Source organism: Chryseobacterium arachidis (assembly GCF_900129245.1).
In the GTDB taxonomy this organism is placed as follows: Bacteria; Bacteroidota; Bacteroidia; order Flavobacteriales; family Weeksellaceae; genus Chryseobacterium; species Chryseobacterium arachidis.
In genome coordinates, this window is record NZ_FQUT01000004.1 from 1 (window position 1) to 17,511 (window position 17,511).

At 33.8% G+C, this 17,511-nt stretch carries 17 protein-coding genes and 1 pseudogene; 10 read left to right on the forward strand and 8 right to left on the reverse strand.

Features of this window, described 5'->3' with window-relative positions:
* Positions 1-140, forward strand: a pseudogene (locus BUA89_RS22895) (IS1 family transposase); the annotation flags it as partial.
* A 50-nt stretch (positions 141-190) separates the two neighbouring features.
* Here BUA89_RS22895 and BUA89_RS08590 read toward each other — a convergent pair.
* Positions 191-1,222: a threonine aldolase family protein gene (locus BUA89_RS08590; RefSeq protein ID WP_072955822.1), complete on the reverse strand. Its 1,032-nt coding sequence runs from the start codon at positions 1,220-1,222 to the stop codon at positions 191-193.
* Positions 1,223-1,307: 85 nt separating this feature from the next.
* On the opposite strand from BUA89_RS08590, the gene BUA89_RS08595 reads away from it, so the two are divergent.
* Positions 1,308-1,961: a metal-dependent transcriptional regulator gene (locus BUA89_RS08595; protein ID WP_072955825.1), complete on the forward strand. Its 654-nt coding sequence runs from the start codon at positions 1,308-1,310 to the stop codon at positions 1,959-1,961.
* 34 nt (positions 1,962-1,995) lie between these two features.
* On the opposite strand, the gene BUA89_RS08600 is transcribed toward BUA89_RS08595, so the two are convergent.
* From BUA89_RS08600 to BUA89_RS08615, 4 genes are all read right to left on the reverse strand, one after another.
* Positions 1,996-3,171 carry an aminotransferase class V-fold PLP-dependent enzyme gene (locus BUA89_RS08600; RefSeq protein WP_072955828.1) on the reverse strand — a complete coding sequence of 392 codons (1,176 nt, stop codon included), beginning with the start codon at positions 3,169-3,171 and terminating at the stop codon, positions 1,996-1,998.
* Positions 3,172-3,378: 207 nt separating this feature from the next.
* Positions 3,379-4,518, reverse strand: coding sequence for a hypothetical protein (locus BUA89_RS08605; protein WP_072955830.1), 1,140 nt, complete (start codon positions 4,516-4,518; stop codon positions 3,379-3,381).
* A gap of 12 nt (positions 4,519-4,530) precedes the next feature.
* The gene (locus BUA89_RS08610) at positions 4,531-5,445 is read right to left on the reverse strand and encodes a TssN family type VI secretion system protein (RefSeq protein ID WP_072955833.1); all 915 of its coding nucleotides are present in this window, start codon (positions 5,443-5,445) and stop codon (positions 4,531-4,533) included.
* Between the two features lie 55 nt (positions 5,446-5,500).
* Entirely contained in the window at positions 5,501-6,442 is a 942-nt protein-coding gene (locus BUA89_RS08615) for a type VI secretion system baseplate subunit TssG (protein ID WP_072955836.1), read from the reverse strand.
* 290 nt (positions 6,443-6,732) lie between these two features.
* Between BUA89_RS08615 and BUA89_RS08620 the strand changes: the two genes are divergently transcribed.
* The 8 genes from BUA89_RS08620 to BUA89_RS08650 all read left to right on the forward strand — a co-directional run bounded on the left by BUA89_RS08620 (position 6,733) and on the right by BUA89_RS08650 (position 13,176).
* Complete coding sequence (locus tag BUA89_RS08620; RefSeq protein ID WP_072955839.1) at positions 6,733-7,524, forward strand: S1/P1 nuclease; 792 nt, start codon at positions 6,733-6,735, stop codon at positions 7,522-7,524.
* Between the two features lie 420 nt (positions 7,525-7,944).
* Complete coding sequence (locus BUA89_RS08625) at positions 7,945-8,811, forward strand: sigma-70 family RNA polymerase sigma factor (RefSeq protein ID WP_027385416.1); 867 nt, start codon at positions 7,945-7,947, stop codon at positions 8,809-8,811.
* Between the two features lie 63 nt (positions 8,812-8,874).
* Positions 8,875-9,309 (forward strand): hypothetical protein, encoded by a 435-nt coding sequence (locus tag BUA89_RS08630; protein WP_072955841.1) that lies wholly within the window; start codon positions 8,875-8,877, stop codon positions 9,307-9,309.
* 37 nt (positions 9,310-9,346) lie between these two features.
* On the forward strand, positions 9,347-9,976 hold the full coding sequence (locus BUA89_RS23290; protein ID WP_228420541.1) for a hypothetical protein: 630 nt from the start codon (positions 9,347-9,349) through the stop codon (positions 9,974-9,976).
* 78 nt (positions 9,977-10,054) lie between these two features.
* On the forward strand, positions 10,055-10,567 hold the full coding sequence (locus tag BUA89_RS23295) for a hypothetical protein (RefSeq protein ID WP_228420542.1): 513 nt from the start codon (positions 10,055-10,057) through the stop codon (positions 10,565-10,567).
* A gap of 3 nt (positions 10,568-10,570) precedes the next feature.
* Positions 10,571-11,365: an alpha-ketoglutarate-dependent dioxygenase AlkB gene (locus BUA89_RS08640; RefSeq protein ID WP_072955844.1), complete on the forward strand. Its 795-nt coding sequence runs from the start codon at positions 10,571-10,573 to the stop codon at positions 11,363-11,365.
* A 5-nt stretch (positions 11,366-11,370) separates the two neighbouring features.
* The gene (locus BUA89_RS08645; protein ID WP_072957063.1) at positions 11,371-11,973 is read left to right on the forward strand and encodes a hypothetical protein; all 603 of its coding nucleotides are present in this window, start codon (positions 11,371-11,373) and stop codon (positions 11,971-11,973) included.
* Positions 11,974-12,054: 81 nt separating this feature from the next.
* Positions 12,055-13,176, forward strand: a complete 1,122-nt coding sequence (locus BUA89_RS08650) for an FAD-dependent monooxygenase (protein ID WP_072955847.1) — start codon at positions 12,055-12,057, stop codon at positions 13,174-13,176.
* A gap of 111 nt (positions 13,177-13,287) precedes the next feature.
* Here BUA89_RS08650 and BUA89_RS08655 read toward each other — a convergent pair whose 3' ends face one another.
* The 3 genes from BUA89_RS08655 to BUA89_RS08665 all read right to left on the reverse strand — a co-directional run bounded on the left by BUA89_RS08655 (position 13,288) and on the right by BUA89_RS08665 (position 17,477).
* Complete coding sequence (locus BUA89_RS08655) at positions 13,288-16,104, reverse strand: multicopper oxidase domain-containing protein (protein ID WP_228420543.1); 2,817 nt, start codon at positions 16,102-16,104, stop codon at positions 13,288-13,290.
* A gap of 278 nt (positions 16,105-16,382) precedes the next feature.
* The gene (locus BUA89_RS08660) at positions 16,383-16,856 is read right to left on the reverse strand and encodes a DUF3347 domain-containing protein (RefSeq protein ID WP_072955851.1); all 474 of its coding nucleotides are present in this window, start codon (positions 16,854-16,856) and stop codon (positions 16,383-16,385) included.
* A 243-nt stretch (positions 16,857-17,099) separates the two neighbouring features.
* Positions 17,100-17,477 (reverse strand): HYC_CC_PP family protein, encoded by a 378-nt coding sequence (locus BUA89_RS08665; protein ID WP_072955854.1) that lies wholly within the window; start codon positions 17,475-17,477, stop codon positions 17,100-17,102.
* Positions 17,478-17,511: the final 34 nt, after the last annotated feature.

Here is a 17,511-nt window from a genome sequence, read left to right on the forward strand (position 1 = left end):
GTTACAATTCCAGAATCAGACATTATTTGGCAAGATTTAAAAGAAAGACAAAGTGTTATTCTAAAAAACAATATATGTTAGAGAACTCATTAAAGCTATTATTTTTAAAACTTAATAACCAATTAGATATTTTAATTTAACAATACCAATTAATTAAAAATAAAATGCAACCGGAGATAGGTTGCATTTTTCATAATTCGTTATTTATTATTTCAATAAAATGATTTACAGGTTCATCCGGTGTATTCCATGAAGTAATGAGGCGAATTGCTGAAGAATTTTCATCAATTTTTTTCCAGACATAGAATTCAAAATTTTCTGATAATTTCTGAATTAATCCATTATCTAAAATGGGAAAAATCTGATTTGTATAGGTATCCGACAAGAACTGGACTCCTTTTCTCTGCATCGCATTTTTGATTTTCATAGCCTGCTGATTGGCATGTTTTGCCAAATCAAAATACAGATCCTCCCTCATCAATTCTAAAAACTGAATTCCCAACAGCCTTCCCTTGGCCAGTAAAGCTCCTTTTTGTTTGATGTTGAATGCGAAATCCTGCTGAAGATCACGATTATTAATTACAATTGCTTCTCCGATCAATGCACCGTTTTTAGTTCCGCCCAGATAGAAAATGTCGGTCAGTTCCGCCACTTTTTCTAAGGTTAAATCACTTATTTCTGAAGTCAGACCATGCCCCATTCTGGCTCCATCCATAAAAAGATAAAGATGATTCTCGCGACAGAATTTCGAAAGTTTGGTAAGCTCATCCAACGTGTAAACCGTTCCTAATTCCGTAGAATTAGAGATGTAAACCAACTTAGGCATCACCTGGTGTGGTATATTTCTATGACTTTCCAATATCGGAATAATATCCTCGGGATTTAATTTTCCATCTTCTTTTTCAATACTTAAAATTTTGTGTCCGGTTGCTTCAATAGCGCCTGTTTCATTATTTAGAATATGTCCTGAAGCTGCAGAAATTGCGCATTGGTAAGGTCTTAGAACCGAAGAAATGACAATTAAATTAGCCTGAGTTCCTCCGGAAACAAAATAAATTTCAGAATTGGGATTTTTAATTTTCTCTTTTATCAGTTTTTTTGCCTGTTTAGAGTATTCATCTTCTCCGTAACCTGCCTGCTGATCTGTATTATACTGTAAAAGTGCCTGTAAAATATTGGGATGACAACCTTCCGAATAGTCGTTTTTAAATGAAAATTTCATAGAGTAAAATTAAAAAAACTTAAAATAACACACAGTATTAATTGATAATATTTTGTTAGATTTGTAATGAAAATCATCTAACATTTTGAAAACAACATTAACAGAAGAGAATTATCTGAAAGCCTTGTTTCACTTAGTTGACCATGAAGGAAAGGTGACGATTAATGAACTGAGCAAATTTTTAAATGTAAAAATGCCCAGCGTTAATAACATGATGAAGAAATTTGCAGAAAAAAATTGGGTGATCTATGAGACTTACAAGCCTTTGAAAGTTACAGAAAAGGGGCGTCGTGAGGCATCTTTAGTCGTAAGGAAGCACCGTCTTACTGAAATGTTTTTAGTCAAAAAAATGAACTTTGGCTGGGAAAATGTTCATGAGATTGCCGAGCAACTCGAGCACGTCCACTCTACTATTTTCTTTGATAAAATGGATGAAATTCTGGATTATCCGAAATTCGATCCTCATGGAGAGCCTATTCCCGATAAAGACGGAAATATTATTGCCCAGGATTTACAGAAATTAAGCAATTGCAAGATTGGAGAAACTGTCGTTTTCACTTCCGTGACCCTTTCTGATGATGCTTTTCTTAATTATTTAACAGAAAGAAATTTGCTTTTAGATAAGAAAATCAAAGTCGTCAAAATTGAAAATTTCGACAAATCCATCACTGTGGAAGTTGATGGGAAACAGGAGATTCTCAGCCGGAAAGCAACAGATAAAATATTGGTAAAAAAATAGCCTTCATTTAAAGCTAAGGCTATTTATATTGTTGTTATAAAATGATTCTCAAAATATTAGAAACTTTCTCAACTTCTTCTAGGGTATTAAAGTAATGTGGCGATAATCGTACAATTCCATTGATGTTTTTATTGGTAAAATCAATTAAAGCGGAATTTTTATAAGTTACTGAGAAAAATACATTACTTTCTTTCAGCACTTTTTGAATGTTTTCAAGATCTCCATCCGGACTACAAAAGGTAATGATACTGCTTAGGTTATTTCCTTGGTCCCAAATCTGGAAACCACTGTTTTTAAGATTTTCTCTTAATCTTTCGGATAAACCTTTATTATAATGTTCAATCGCATGCATACCGATATTATTAGCATACTTTAAAGCTTCAGTAAAACCTAGTAAAGATGCGTAAGAAAGTTCCCAGTGCTCAAATCTTTTGGCTGTTTTAAATAATTCATAATCATCAAATGCTGACCAATGAGCTCCTCTCATATCCAATAATAAAGGGGCATAATTTTGTTCTAAAACTTTATCTGATACATATAAAAATCCTGTTCCTCTCGGTCCCCGCATGAATTTTCTTCCGGTTGCCGTCAGGAAATCACAACTAATTTTTTCTACATCTACTACCATCTGGCCGACGGATTGGCAGGCATCAACCAGATATAAAATATCATATTTTTTGCAGATTTTCCCGACTGCCTCCACATTTTGGATCAATCCTGAATTTGTGGGAATGTGTGTAACAGCAATTAATTTGGGATGATATTGTTTTATTAGATTTTCAAGATCCTCCAGATCTAATTCGTTATCCGGAAGGTTTTTCATTCTGATAATTTTTACATTTAATTTTTTCTTAAGTGAAATAAATGTAATTTGGTTAGAAATATAATCGTCTACCGTGGTAATGATCACATCTCCTTCTTTGAAAGTAATACTCGACAAGGCCATTGCATAAGCTTCTGTAGCACTTGTTGCAAAAGCAATATTGGAAGATTTACAGTTGATTAATTTAGCAGTTTCTTCGTAAAACTGTTCCAGTAATTCTGCATTTCTGTTCGCTATTTCATATCCTCCAAACTGTTCCTCCTGCTGTAAATAATCAATCATAGAATCAACAACAGGGATTGGCATTAATGAAGATCCTGCATTGTTTAAAAATATTTTTCCGTCTGATAGTCCTCTGATATCTTGTCTTATTTTATCTATGTTCATTTTTTATTTTTATTTAATTCATAATCTGTAAACTATGATTATTGATCTTTCTCAGATATAGCAGGTTACGACAATTTTTTAAATATTGAATATGAAAACTATAATATCATCATCTGCCCCATCTTCGAAATTATTTAAGGACCAACAATTTTACACAAAAAATCCCGAAATTTTGATAACGGGATTTATATTTTGAAATTGATTTTTTTAGTCTAAAACACTCCAACCTCTTTTCGGATTGTTGTTGTTGGAAACTTCCTGTTCGTTGACGATGATATTTTCTTTTCTCTGGCCGATATAATCCAGTTCGCTAAGTTTGGCGAAAATAGTTTCCAAGCTTCTCAGCATTTGTTGGATGTATAAGAACGGTTCTCCACAATTGTGATGATCATAATTCGTTTCTGCCACGATAGATAATTGATTTAATAAAGTGTGGGGCGCAATTTCACTCCATTCTAAACTGTAGTTCAACATTTCTTCCAGCTCTGCAGGAACCAGTACCTGAGTGGCATTATACATGCGGAGTGCCAGTTTTGCAAAAGACTCGATTAAAAACACAGGTGGCTGATATGGTGTAATATTTCTGAATTGGAAATACATATCTCCAAAGGTATTCACCATTGTATTACACAGAAATTTAACATTCTGAGCCAATGCAGTATTCTGATTTTTGTGTGAAGCTTTCTGAATGATTTTAAAAGCATACTGCTGCAAGTTCCCTATTGATTTTGCAAAAGTATTGTAATAATCCAGCAGCGCCGGATGGCTTTGAATTGATGTACAAGGCGGAATAAAATTAGAATCTACCTGCGCAATATTTCCTTTTAGATCTACTTTTCCGATAATCAGGTAATTTCCTCCTGAGTAGCTGCTGTTAAGCGAAGATACAGGCAATAATTCGATATGATGATTGGATTGTGTATTGGGATGACGTGGCGGGATTTCTTCCGGATCAATATCTCCGAAAGGCACTTTATCGAAAGGATTTACAGAAATCAGGATATAGTATTCTCCGTCAGCCTGCTCTTCGTGCATGGATTTTGCCAACGATTTTACACTCACTCTCCTGTCGTTCAGTTCTATTCTGTAGCCTGCCATGGTAATGGCGCTGCATCTTTTGATAACCAACTGAACATCATTGGTTGCTGTGTTGTGAACATCAAAAATAGTTCTGTCGGTGAACTCATTTGAAATAGGTAGAAGTCCGTAGTTATATGTATTGATCATCAGTGAATTGGAATCTCTGATGGTATCAATTAAAAAATTATCCTGATCATTAAGATGTCTCTGGGAAACTTTCATCCCGTCAACCCAATTGATGGCAAAATGCTTAATAGGCTGTATCATAGTCAATATGTTTTAAACTGTGTGTGATTGTGGTTTTCTTACTCCTTCTTCTTCGTGTTGGATTACCCTTTTACAGATAACAACATCGTTTTCAGAAATACTGTTCTCGGTAATATCCTGATCAAAATCTATATATTTTCTGAAGCTGAAAAATGATTTTTTAGTATAAAAAATCCAGTAATAAGGCTCTCTTACTTCATCCGAAAGATGAATGATGGAATTGGGATTTTTATGGTTGTAATCGTCTACAACTCTGTAGAACCAATCACCAAAGCTCACTCCCGTGGGTAAAGTCTTCGCTTTAATTCTGAATCTGTTTGAGTCTTCCAGGTTTTTACTTAATTCAACATTTAAAACCATTAATCTGTCGAAATCAACCCCGTCGAAATCAGGAAGTTTCTGATCCGGAGAATATTTCCATGTCTTATAAATATCAACAGGAATGCTGATTAACTGTACATAGCAATAATGGAATACCAGCGGAACCAAAAAGATAATGATGCTTGTTGCCGCCATGATTGGATACCCTGTTCCTTTACTTATCCAGTTAAAGATCAGATAAAAAAGATAGCCTCCCGCTCCAATACACGCTATTGAAAGTATAGATTCAAATAAAATACTTTTGGTAAGCGAATTAAAATGTTTCTTAAAATATCTGTCTGATAAATTAACATGAATGATTCCCAAAATAAGATAAATAATCTGTGCGATAAGATACCAATAAGGGTTAAAAAGGTTTCCTGCAAACCCGAAAATTCCCGGAATTGCAAGACACAAACTGCATAAAAGAACGTATATAATAATGGTTTTGATCTTAATAGCAGGCGTATTTCGTCTGATGGCTCCAAGAATTACCATCATAATTACTGCAAATAAAGGCATTAAAATATACCTTAAAAAGATCCCTTTAACTGAAGAAATTTCCATTTGTCTTTTTAGAATTAATATTTTTATTGGTGAATGTAAATATACTTAAAATATTTTACAGGAATGTAGAATAGCCAAGGCGGTTTGCATTTCTTTCATCATCTTCCAGCGCAAAAGAATATTCCTGCTTTTCAGTGATAAAATTCTCTTCCACATCGACGCTTACCGGTAAAAAATAATCATACAATGCTTTCAGCACTTTACGGAACGGACTACCATGAATATATTTTTTCATATCAGTATAAGGAATCGGTCCTATATTCACGACCCAGTTCCTCTGCCCGTCCATGTGCCTTCCACTTGGAATGTAGGTTACCCCCAATCTTGAATTTCCCAATAACATCGAATCATCCTCTTCTTCAATGCCGTCAATCACATTCGGAGAAAAAGTAACCTCTACCGGAACCTGCAGAAATGCACTCATACATTTTTCGAACCATTTTTTGTCTCCACGTATCTGATGAAAAAAGGGTAAAATATAAATGAAAATGTAGGCACTTTTTTTATCAAGCATATTGAGCAGAGGCCAAAGCTCAGTCATCGTATGAAGAAGCGAATCTGTTTCGCTCGAAATTTCAAAATCCGATTCTTTAAGCAGGGCACTGATCTCTGTAAAAAAGATTTCCAGTTCAAAAGGCTGAAAAAACTTCCTCGCATCCTCCTCTACTTTTTTCTGTTTGCGGATCTCCCTTACTACACTGTCGACATTTTTTCTGGTAGCGCCCAACGATGGCGGATGAAACAATCCTTCAGGAAGATAATCATAAATACCTTCTCTATAGGTTTCTATGGTGAAAACTTCTTCATCAAACCCCAGATAATTGCTCGAAATACTTTTAATATCTTTCAGGTAAGCACGGTCATTAATACCGATTCGGTTAATAAAAATATTGCTTACCGTTCTTTGATATTTTAAAAGGTTTACGGCAACAGCTTCCGCCTTGAAATCTGTCTGCAGTTTATTGTAATTCATGTCTACAATATTATTCTCATACATAGTGTTTCATGTGATTTTAGCTTGTAAAAATAATATATCTCAAATTATTGAAAAAATATTTTTTGAATTAATTTTAGTCTAAAAATAGTAATTTATTGACATTAAAAAGAATAATATTCATTAATATCCGTAAAAATACGGAAAGTTGACTTGAAAATTTAAGCTAAAATTCATAAAATGTTTGGTTTAAAACTAATTTTAATAATAAGTTAAATTTATAAATGCCTCTCATAACTTTTAGTTGAACCTTAAATTAACCGTATCTTTGCACCCTGAAAATGTTATTTACAATGAAAAGTATTTATTCTAAAATTCTGGTTTTAGTATTCATGGCATCTTCGCTTTATTCTTATGCATGGGGATTAACGGGGCACAGAATTATCGCAGAAATTGCAGAAAATCATCTTTCCGGGAAGGCAAGAAGAGAGATCAAGAAAATTATGGGGAGAGAGCGCCTTGCATATTGGGCAAACTGGCCGGACTTTATTAAATCCGATACAACAGGTGTCTGGAAACAGGCTTCGGCATGGCATTATGTAAATATTGACCCACAAACAGACTTTAAAGTTTTTGAAGAAAAATTAAAAGCGCAGGCGGGTCCGAGTTTGTATACTCAGGTGAAAACGTTATCCAGCCAGATTAAAGATGAAAAAACTTCTGAAAAAGACAGAAAGATCGCTTTAATTTTCCTTATTCATATCATGGGAGATTTGGCACAGCCTTTACATGTTGGGAGAGCGGAAGATTTAGGCGGAAACAAAATTAACGTTACTTATTTTGGAGATAAAACCAATCTGCACTCAGTTTGGGATGGGAAATTAGTAGATTCTCAGAAATACAGCTATACGGAGTATGCAACTCTTCTTGATATTAAATCGAATGATGAAGTAAAGAAAATCCAGACAGGAACTTTGGAAGATTGGTTGTACGACTCTCATCAAATTGCCAATAAAATCTATGCACAGACTCCAAACGATTCTAAATTGTCTTACGATTATCAATATAAATTCAATGATACAATGGAGAGACAGCTTCTTTATGGAGGTTTAAGGCTGGCAAAATGGTTGAATGATTTGTTTTAATTGGGTTAATGGTTGACTGTTTTAAATTAATTTTTAATCATTCATTTTAATTATATGAGCGGAACTTTGGTTTCGCTTTTTTGCTTTCTTAAGCACAAATTAGACTAATTTTTTCACTTAATGATTTACCACAACGTCTGTTATTCCGAAACCTTAAGGTTCAACGAAGTCAAAGCATTTAAGCATAGTATTAGAAAAAAGAATGGAAAGATTTGAGCTTAGATCCTTTCAGTATGGCAATTAGATGGATATTTTTAAAATAATAAAATGGAGAAATCACGGTTGTATGCCGTAAGAGCTATAATTTACAACTAATTTTTCAATTTTAATTTAATTAAGTAAAAATTATTGAAACCTGTGTAACCTTTTTACTCTTTCAAACGTATAATATATACAAACTCTTTTTTGAGGATAAAATAGATGAGACAATTAAAAATCACTAAGCAGGTTACCAACAGGGAAACTGCTTCATTAGACAAGTATTTGCAGGAAATTGGTAAGGTAGAACTAATTACTGCGGACGAAGAGGTAGATTTGGCACAGAGAATCCGTGCGGGCGACAGAGCAGCACTGGAAAAATTAATTAAAGCCAACCTTCGTTTCGTAGTATCAGTATCTAAACAATACCAAAATCAAGGTCTTTCTTTACCCGATTTGATCAATGAAGGTAACTTAGGACTTATGAAAGCGGCAAAAAGGTATGATGAAACAAGAGGTTTCAAATTCATCTCTTACGCGGTTTGGTGGATTCGTCAGTCAATTTTACAGGCTTTGGCAGAACAGTCGAGAATTGTAAGATTGCCGTTGAACAAGATCGGTTCCATCAATAAAATCAATAAAGCTTACGCTCACCTTGAGCAGGAAAACGAAAGACCACCTTCTCCGGAAGAATTGGCTGAAGTTCTTGACATGAGCGAGGAAGATATTAAAGAATCGATGAAAAACTCCGGAAGACATTTGTCTATGGATGCGCCTTTGGTAGAAGGTGAAGATTCTAATCTTTATGATGTATTGCGTTCAGGAGAATCTCCAAGTCCGGATAAAGATCTAATGCTTGAATCTCTACAAATCGAGATCGAAAGAGCTTTAAATACTTTAACGCCGAGAGAGGCCGATTTGGTAAGATTATACTTCGGACTGAACGGAAAACACCCGATGACTTTAGAAGAAATCGGTGAAACTTTCGATCTTACAAGAGAGAGAGTTCGTCAGATCAAAGAAAAAGCGATCAAGAGATTGAAACACAATACCAGAAGTAAGATTTTAAAATCTTACTTGGGTAAATAATTTTAACGAAACAATGTATAGGCGGAGCTTGATTTTCAGGCTCCGCTTTTTTATTTTTATCCAATGAATAATTTATATTTTTTCATTGGAGGATTTGTCCTCTTGTGGATTGCGATTAATACTGTAATTTATTTTTTCTTGAAATATAAACGAAGGCTTTTCTTTGAATATATAAAGGATAGAAAATATATCTTACTTCCTAATATAGAAACTGAAATTGAAGGATATTCTAAATTTGGATCAAAAATAAGCTATAGAAAAGCTGATATTATATTTTTGGAGGATAATGTTTTTCTCTGTACATTTAATAAACCCATTATTCAACTTACAAAAAATCAGGATTTTTTTCCAAGCATCTATTGCAGATATACCTATGATTCAAAAATAAAAATAAAAAACAGACTCCAAATAAAAAACTCAGATGGAAGCTTGAAAATATATCTAAATTTTAAAAATAAAAATTTTGATCTGGAACGCTATTTAAATGAATCAGAATAATTTTTTTTAAACTATCTTCAAATCCTTAATTAAAAAAATGAATACCCTACACGAAAACAAAATTTCTAAAGATAAAAATGTTCTTATCATTTTAAACAAGAGTCTGGAAATCAATTCGGAATTACAATATTTAATTGACAATTTCTGTGGATCTATTCTTTATGATTTCAGTGATAATTTAAAAAATAAGAAAATTTACATTTGCGGAGATATTAGCTTATTAAATGAAACGCCTCATTTCATTAATATTATAAAAGAATTTTCAGTTAATCATGAGAAATTTAATTCAGAAAATTCTAAGATTGTAGGTTTAGGTGAGGTTCCAATTATAGTCAGTAATGCAGGAGTTTATTATAGAAAACTGTTTTTTGGCGGAAATAATTTTGATAAGATTAAATCCGAACATGACTTTCAAGAGCTTACAGAATCCAACAAAGAAAGTAAAGCTTTAAGAAAAGGAATTTATCTAAGCAAAGTGACGAAAGAAACAACTGAAAATGGCAATGAAGCTTTTCATTATAATCTTTTGAGATGTTCAAGCAATTTGACTGGTCCAACGGATAATTTTCGTGAAACGGATATTCAAATCATTAATCTTTTGAATGAATGTGTACAAGATACTTTCGAATACCTAGCGGATTTGAATCATGCATTGGTACAGATATAAGAAAATAAGAGGAAAAATTCTGATTCTGAAAGGGAAGCAAAAGCTAAAATCAAAGCACACTCCGACAAGACGAAAGATATGCCAAAAGAAGGTCTGATCGCGTTTTGTACATTCTATGATAATTCGAATTCTGAGCAGTTAAAACCTTCACAAATAGATAGGTTTGATGTCTGTTATAAGCAGACAAGTGCATTGACAAGACTTCATTTTAAATTAAAGAAAAACGCTGAAGATAATTCTTTGGAAAAAGCATTCAGTATAACTTTATATCCAAATTCTGCATTTATTATCCCTTTGTCTACCAATAGATTATATACTCATGAAATCAGGCCATCCGCTTTGGGCGTTGAGCAAATTCCGATAAGAATGGGTTATGTTGTACGTTGTTCAAATCTTGAAGCCATGCACATTGATAATCAAACGTATATCAAAGAAAATGACAATTATATCAAGCTGGAGAAAATGACTCCAGAATTGCAGGAAGAACTGCGAAATTCTTACTATGAAGAAAATATGTCTGAAAAAGTAGTTGAATACGGAAAAATCCATTTCAGTATGAATTCAGGAGATTATGAAAAACCCATTTTTTAAGTGATGAATAATTCAGGATTTTATCAGCTTCAACTTTCTTTTAAAGAAAATTTGTTCAAGGATTTGTTCAATTCCACAGAATTTGAAATCAGCGGAAAAGGCAGATTGGGAAATCATCTCGTAAAAATGGATGATGGAAATATTGCAGTGGTGAGAACGACAACAAGATATACAATTCCGGCAACTGTTTTTTCTCCTATCCATGATTCTTTGATTAATAGCATAAACGAAAAAATATCGACTGAAAATATTACTTTACCTGAACAGAATTTTAATAATGCTTTGATTGAAGTTTACGATTCTTCGTATTCAAAAATGAATTTTCATTCCGACCAAGCACTGGATTTGGATGAAAAATCCTGTATTGCTCTTTTCTCGTGTTATGAAAATCCCGATGAATTGGAAGAATTTCATTTGAGAAAATTGGTTGTGAAAGATAAAACAAATGAAGAGGAATTTGAAATTGTGTTAAATCACAATTCTGTCGTTTTATTTTCGGTAGAAACCAATAGAAAATTTCAGCATAAAATTATTCTTGATTCCAAACAAAATCCGAAGCCGTTAACGGATAATAAATGGTTGGGAATAACATTCAGAACTTCAAAAACATGTATCCAGTTTAAAAATGACATACCCTATTTTTCAACAGGAGAATTGTTTACATTAGCTGATAAAGAGCAGGAATCGGATTTTTTTAAACTGAGAGGTCAGGAAAACAGATCGTTGGATTTTGCGTACCCAGATTTATCATATACCATAAGTCCGGCTGATCTTATGATACCAAAAAGCAAAAAATGATAGCCATGAAAAAAATATTTCTCACTTCCACTCTATTTCTACTGATTATTTCTTGTGGAGAAAACAAATCGGAAAACAGACCTATTGTGGAAAATGCAGTTGATAATTCAGAATCTTCCATAAGTTCAATTAAAAACAGAAAATTATATGCTCGTGAAAGCAATATGGTTGAACAGATCTACGCTGAAATAATGAAAAATAATAAAAATCTCCAGAACTTGGATCGTAAATTTATTCAAACTACCGAAGAATCTGAAAAAGTAACTTCTCAATACGATCATATCATCTATAAAAATGAAAATTATTATAACGATGCTCAACAATTGACAAGAACAATTACTGATTCCATTTTGAAAAAAGAAATTGAGAATGAAATTAAAGTAAGTTCTGAAAAATATAATCTAAAAATAAAACGTATCAAAGATTTAATTGTTCAGGTTGATAAAAATAGGATGAAGCTGAACGATCAATATACATTTTTCAAAGTCAGAAAAACTCTTCCTGAAATCGAAAAATACCAAAAAGCCCATCCTTTAAAAACAGATAGTTTAGAGAATTTTATCAGAAAGCAAAATCAATTACTAATCGAATTGAAAAATCTGAAATAAATTTCTGCCACGAATGCACGAATATTTTTCAGTTGTTTGTTAAAAAACATTCGGATATTCTTGGCATTTAAAAATTAATAAATGAATAAAATCTCAATCATCGGAGGCGGAATTGGAGGTTTAACTTTAGGAAATATTCTGAAGCAACATCATTTGGATTTTACCATTTACGAATCAGCGCCCGAAATAAAACCTGTAGGATCCGGAATTATGATGGCAATCAATGCGATGCAGATTTTTGATCAATTAGATTTAAAAGAGAAAATCGAACTGGCGGGAAATAAAATTCACGGAATTTCAATAACAGATGAAAAGCTGAAACTTATTTCCAAAACCAATGTTCTCGCACTTGAAAAGAAATACAATTCCTGCAATGTAGCCATTCACAGAGCGGAACTGCAAAGGATTCTGGCAGAAAATATAGGCTTTGAAAATATTAAGCTCAACCATTCTCTGACTACCATTAAAAAAGAAGAAGAAAACTACACTCTGAACTTTGAAAACGGAGACGAAGTTAAAAGTGAAATTGTTTTCGGAGCAGACGGAATTCATTCAAAAATAAGAAATCAGATTTTCGGAGCCGGTATGATACGCAATACGCAGCAACTTTGCTGGCGGGGATTAACTGAGTTTGATTTACCGGAAAATTTTCATCATGAAGCTATTGAAACCTGGGGAAAAGGAAAACGTTTTGGTTTCGTAAGAATGACTGCTAGAAAAATATATTGGTATGCAGTCATTAATAAAGGAAAATACAAACGTTATCATAGTTTAGCTGAAAATTTTTATGGTTTTCATCCATTAATTCTTGAAATTATTGATTCAACTCTACAAGAAAATATTTTTCTAAATGACATCATTGATTTGTCTCCTATCCCAAAATGGCATACTAAAAATCTTTGTTTAATCGGTGACGCAGCGCACGCCACAACTCCTAATCTGGGACAAGGTGCCTGTCAGGCGATTGAAGACGCTTATATTATTGGTAAGTTGCTGGAAAACGACAGAAACTTTAATCATATTTTTGAAAAATTTCAACAGATAAGAAGAAAGAAGGTTGATCATGTTGTGAAGACGAGTTGGAAGATCGGTCAGATTTCTCAATGGGGAAAAGGAAATTCTTTGCGAAATTTCATGTTCAGATTAATTCCTGAAAAAGTAAATCAGAAAATGGTTGAAAAAGTTATTCGTTTGGAAATATAAATACTTCCCACGGATTTCACAGATCTTCATAGATATTTACTTCAAATCTGCGTAATTTGCAAAATCATCAAGATAAAAATAAAAAAGGAACTCAAATTGAGTTCCTAAGTTTTAATAAGTCAAAGTAATTCCTGCCCCCCAGCCCATTTCATTATCATAATTTCCGGAAACTGACAAATATTTATGTAAAATATAACGCAATCCCGTATTGAATTCTCCATCAGAATTCACCGTAAAATTGCCTCTCAGTCTACGGGAAAGAGGAATATCTTCTCTGCTGAATTCCAATAAAACTTTTCCGTTTTGATCAATACTTGCATCGGCAGTAATCAACATGGGCAGAACATACTGTGCCCCGACAATGAAAGCAGCTTTAGTTTTTGAGGCTTTTTGCTGTCCGAACCAGGTTTTCTTTCCATGAAAATCCATTCCCATATCTTCCGCCATTTGTCGTTCCATCATTTCATGGTTTTTCTGAATTCTGAAACCTGCATAAGGCAATGCCCACTGGAATTTTCCTAAGAATCTTCCAACTTTAAAATTTCCATCAAAATGATTGACATCCCAATTCGAATGAAACTCATTCAGGTTTGCCCATCTCGGCCCGAACATCGTCATCGTCTCAGCATGCAGCTTATTACTATTGATATCAAGCATTGCCATCGAGCTGATCATTCTGTTGTCTTTCAAAAAGTTTTTCCAGGCTAACTTTCTGTTCGGCAGCTGAGGATTCGGTCTTGAGTTTTCATAGCTGAAAATTCTTCCCATTCCTGCCATCATGTGATACAGAATATGGCAGTGGAAAAACCAGTCGCCATCCTGATTAGCAGCAAATTCAATAGTATTCGTTTCCATCGGCATAATATCAACCACATTTTTCAGCGGTGAATATTCTCCTTTAGAATTAATCAATCTAAAATCATGACCATGAAGGTGCATCGGATGGCGCATCATCGAATTATTATACATCGTAATCCGCAGAATCTCCCCTTTTTTAACCAAAATTTTATCCGTTTCTGTAACCGTTTTATTATCCAGCGTCCACAGATAATGGTTCATGTTACCTTCTAATCTGAAGTTTAATTCACGAACATTTTCCGTTGGAAGAATCGTTTTTTCAGGAGATTTTAAAATATTGTAAGACAATCTTTTAATCGATTTTTCCTCACCCATATTCATTTCGGAATGATTGGAATGGTCTTCTTCTTTTTCTTTTTCTTTCGTCTTAATTCCCATCATTTCGTTCATGTGTTTCATTGTCATTTTTCTTTGGCTTTCAGGAAGTTCAGGGTACATGACTTCATTCATATCCATCATCTGATTACTCATCGTCATGTTCATCGGCTTCATATTTCCGCTCATTTCCATCATTCCGTTCATCATTTTCATGCCTTCAAAAAGCTTTAATCTGGGTAAATTTGGAGCTTCAACTTTTTCACCTGAGCCTAACCAAAGCGAAGCGTGACCAATCCTGTCTTCCGAAGTAGCTCGGAATTCAAAACTTTTATTTTCAGGAATTGTGACTTCAATATCGTAGGTTTCAGAAACCCCGACAATAAGACGGTCAACTTCCACAGGGACAACATCATTCCCGTCATTACCGACAACTCTTATTTTTCCGCCTCCGAAATTCAGCCAGAAATAAGTTGATGAGCCTCCATTTGCGACTCGTAGCCGAACTTTATCTCCCGCTTTTAATTGAGAATATTCGGAACTTGGCTGACCGTTGATGAGAAATTTATCGTAATAAACGTCGCTCACGTCCATGGCTTCCATTCTTTTCCATTCATTAAGAGCTTTTGTACCGAAATTTCCGGACTTTATCGCTTCCCAATAACTTTGTACTGCATTTTTTTTGATGGCATACCAATCTGTATTGGCCATGTGAAGCCTTCTTGCAATCTGCATTGGATTTTCATCGCTCCAGTCACCTAACAAAACGGGAATTTCTTTGGTGTAATTCACTTTTGGCTCGCCATCTCTTTTATTAAAAACCAAAATTCCGTTCATTCCGATCTGTTCCTGCAAACTTTCATGAGAGTGATACCAATATGTTCCGTTTTGAGAAATTTTGAATTTATATAAATGTGTTTCTCCGGGTTTTACAGGTTTTGTCGTTAAATACGGAACTCCATCATGTTCGTTTGGTAAAATCACACCATGCCAATGAAAACCTGTATTTTCTTTCAGCATATTGTGAAGATAAATTTCTGCGGTATCTCCTTCTGTAAAATATAAAGTCGGAGCCTGTAATTTTCCGTTAACAGCAATTGCACGACGGTTTTTACCTGTAAAATTGACGATCGTATCTTTTACATATAAATCATAACGAACCGCTTTTCCGCCGAAACTTACTTTTCCATTTTCTGAATTTCTCTTTAAAACAGAACTTTTTGATTCTGGTTCAGATTGATTCTGGATTTTAGAATTATTCTCAACTTCCACCAAATCCATTCCACATTTCGGGCATTTTCCGGGTTGATCGGAAGTCACTTCCGGATGCATGGGACAAGTATATTTTCGTGGTTGAAACTGACTTTGAGGTTTAGGATGAGATTTTGATACCGTTACATCTTTATTTTTAGAATTTGAAGCAGACGTAGCAATAATCGCTTTTTCATCTTTTTTCACCTTTTTGACATCATTCTTTTTCTCAATCTCAATCTTAACCTTAGCCTTATTAACCTTATTTTTTATTTCTTTCGATCTTATCTCCGCTTTCTGTATAGATTTCACATCCGGTTTCGCTACAACATTTGATTTTATGATAACCGTTTTTTTCCTCAAGGTCATCCCACATTTCGGGCAATCGCCCGGTTTTGAGGAAACCACTTCAGGATCCATCGGACACGTAAAATAGGTTTTTGTAGTTTGTGAAAAACTTAAAACAGAGAATAGAAGCATCAGAAATATTATTAGCTTTTTCATAATATTTCGAAGTTTTTTAAAGTTGTATAACCAGAATTTTAATGCTTTACATATTGAATTTGTCTAAACTCTTTTGAAGCTGTTTCCCGCTTTCCACTATATCTTTTGTTCCGCTTTGCTACACAAAAGGATGCCGTTGCAATCGGGGCTAGGGTTTTTGTCATTCATTAAAACATTTGGAAACTTCTATAACGCTTGTCATTATAGAAATCTAAATCTTTCCATAATGTTTCTAATCCAAGCTATACAACTTAATATTTTAAAATAAGATATAATTATTATTTGATTGTAGATTTCACGTTTCCACAAGAAAGCATAGATTTTCCGTAGTAAGGATTCACGATTTTAGATTCGTCGCTCAGCCAGCTTCCGTCTGCCATCGGGCAATACTGAACGTAAATCGGGTTTTCGGATAGCTTAAATTGTTTCGTTAGAGCAATCATATTATCAGAAAGGTTGAAAAAAGTTTCTCTTTGTGCATTAATCGTTCTCGCTTCGGAAATAGCTGTCGCATCTTTTCTGAGAATATTTAAATTTCCTTCTGAAACCTGCTTATAATCAATTGCAGATGCCGTTTTGATGAATTCCGCAGCCGCTTTTGAAGTCTTATCTGCATCATCCGAGGTCAACGCTGATTTTATTGCAATATAGTTTTGATACAGTTTGGTAACCTGAGCATCTTTTTTAGACTGCGCTGAAATTGAAATAATTGAAAATAAAGAGAATACTGCTGTGATGATATATTTTTTCATTGTTTTAAATTTTAGAATTAATTTTATTGATTATCGACAGTCCTAATTTTAACGCAAAGAACTCAAAGATTTTCTTGAAATGATTGAAAATATTTTTCGTTCGCAAAGGCGTTTTACTCAGCAAAGAATATTACATTTCTTCTTATGGCTGGTTTTTAGGTTAGTCAAATTTTTAATTGTATCGCATAAAGCGACGAGGCGTGTCGTTTGTAATAATTTTAAAATCAAAACGACTGACAAATTTTAAATTCTAAAAGTACAATGATAAATAAAGATCGGAACCGACTGACTGTCCGGCGGCGCATTGATCTGAATCTGAATAAATTTTGCAGCTGAAAAAGATTGATCTGTAAAGAAAAATTCGTGTTTTGGAAGCTCGGAAATTTGTTGTAAGAAATCAATTTTAAGAAAATCTGATTTTTGAGAATCATCAACTTTTATCAGTTTAATTTCTGTTTTGCAACAGTCTTTTTTGGTTTTCACACCGCATTTGCTGCAAATATCATCCATCTTCTGACTGACAGAAGCGAATTCATCCATACAATAATGAACGCTGAATACTGCTCCGGAAGAAAAGCCGAAGTAGAAAACAGAGAACAGTATGGCAAGAATCTTTTTCATTGAGGCAAAGTTAAAAATATCTTTGATATGGATG

What these genes read in the sequence shown, in the direction of transcription:
- BUA89_RS08590 (WP_072955822.1), bottom strand. Translation starts at nt 1,222, where the DNA reads ATGAAATTTTCATTTAAAAACGACTATTCGGAAGGTTGTCATCCCAAT.
- BUA89_RS08600 (WP_072955828.1), bottom strand. Translation starts at nt 3,171, where the DNA reads ATGAACATAGATAAAATAAGACAAGATATCAGAGGACTATCAGACGGA.
- BUA89_RS08605 (WP_072955830.1), bottom strand. Translation starts at nt 4,518, where the DNA reads ATGATACAGCCTATTAAGCATTTTGCCATCAATTGGGTTGACGGGATG.
- BUA89_RS08610 (WP_072955833.1), bottom strand. Translation starts at nt 5,445, where the DNA reads ATGGAAATTTCTTCAGTTAAAGGGATCTTTTTAAGGTATATTTTAATG.
- BUA89_RS08615 (WP_072955836.1), bottom strand. Translation starts at nt 6,442, where the DNA reads ATGTATGAGAATAATATTGTAGACATGAATTACAATAAACTGCAGACA.
- BUA89_RS08620 (WP_072955839.1), top strand. Translation starts at nt 6,733, where the DNA reads ATGAAAAGTATTTATTCTAAAATTCTGGTTTTAGTATTCATGGCATCT.
- BUA89_RS08625 (WP_027385416.1), top strand. Translation starts at nt 7,945, where the DNA reads ATGAGACAATTAAAAATCACTAAGCAGGTTACCAACAGGGAAACTGCT.
- BUA89_RS08630 (WP_072955841.1), top strand. Translation starts at nt 8,875, where the DNA reads ATGAATAATTTATATTTTTTCATTGGAGGATTTGTCCTCTTGTGGATT.
- BUA89_RS23290 (WP_228420541.1), top strand. Translation starts at nt 9,347, where the DNA reads ATGAATACCCTACACGAAAACAAAATTTCTAAAGATAAAAATGTTCTT.
- BUA89_RS23295 (WP_228420542.1), top strand. Translation starts at nt 10,055, where the DNA reads ATGCCAAAAGAAGGTCTGATCGCGTTTTGTACATTCTATGATAATTCG.
- BUA89_RS08640 (WP_072955844.1), top strand. Translation starts at nt 10,571, where the DNA reads ATGAATAATTCAGGATTTTATCAGCTTCAACTTTCTTTTAAAGAAAAT.
- BUA89_RS08645 (WP_072957063.1), top strand. Translation starts at nt 11,371, where the DNA reads ATGAAAAAAATATTTCTCACTTCCACTCTATTTCTACTGATTATTTCT.
- BUA89_RS08650 (WP_072955847.1), top strand. Translation starts at nt 12,055, where the DNA reads ATGAATAAAATCTCAATCATCGGAGGCGGAATTGGAGGTTTAACTTTA.
- BUA89_RS08655 (WP_228420543.1), bottom strand. Translation starts at nt 16,104, where the DNA reads ATGAAAAAGCTAATAATATTTCTGATGCTTCTATTCTCTGTTTTAAGT.
- BUA89_RS08660 (WP_072955851.1), bottom strand. Translation starts at nt 16,856, where the DNA reads ATGAAAAAATATATCATCACAGCAGTATTCTCTTTATTTTCAATTATT.
- BUA89_RS08665 (WP_072955854.1), bottom strand. Translation starts at nt 17,477, where the DNA reads ATGAAAAAGATTCTTGCCATACTGTTCTCTGTTTTCTACTTCGGCTTT.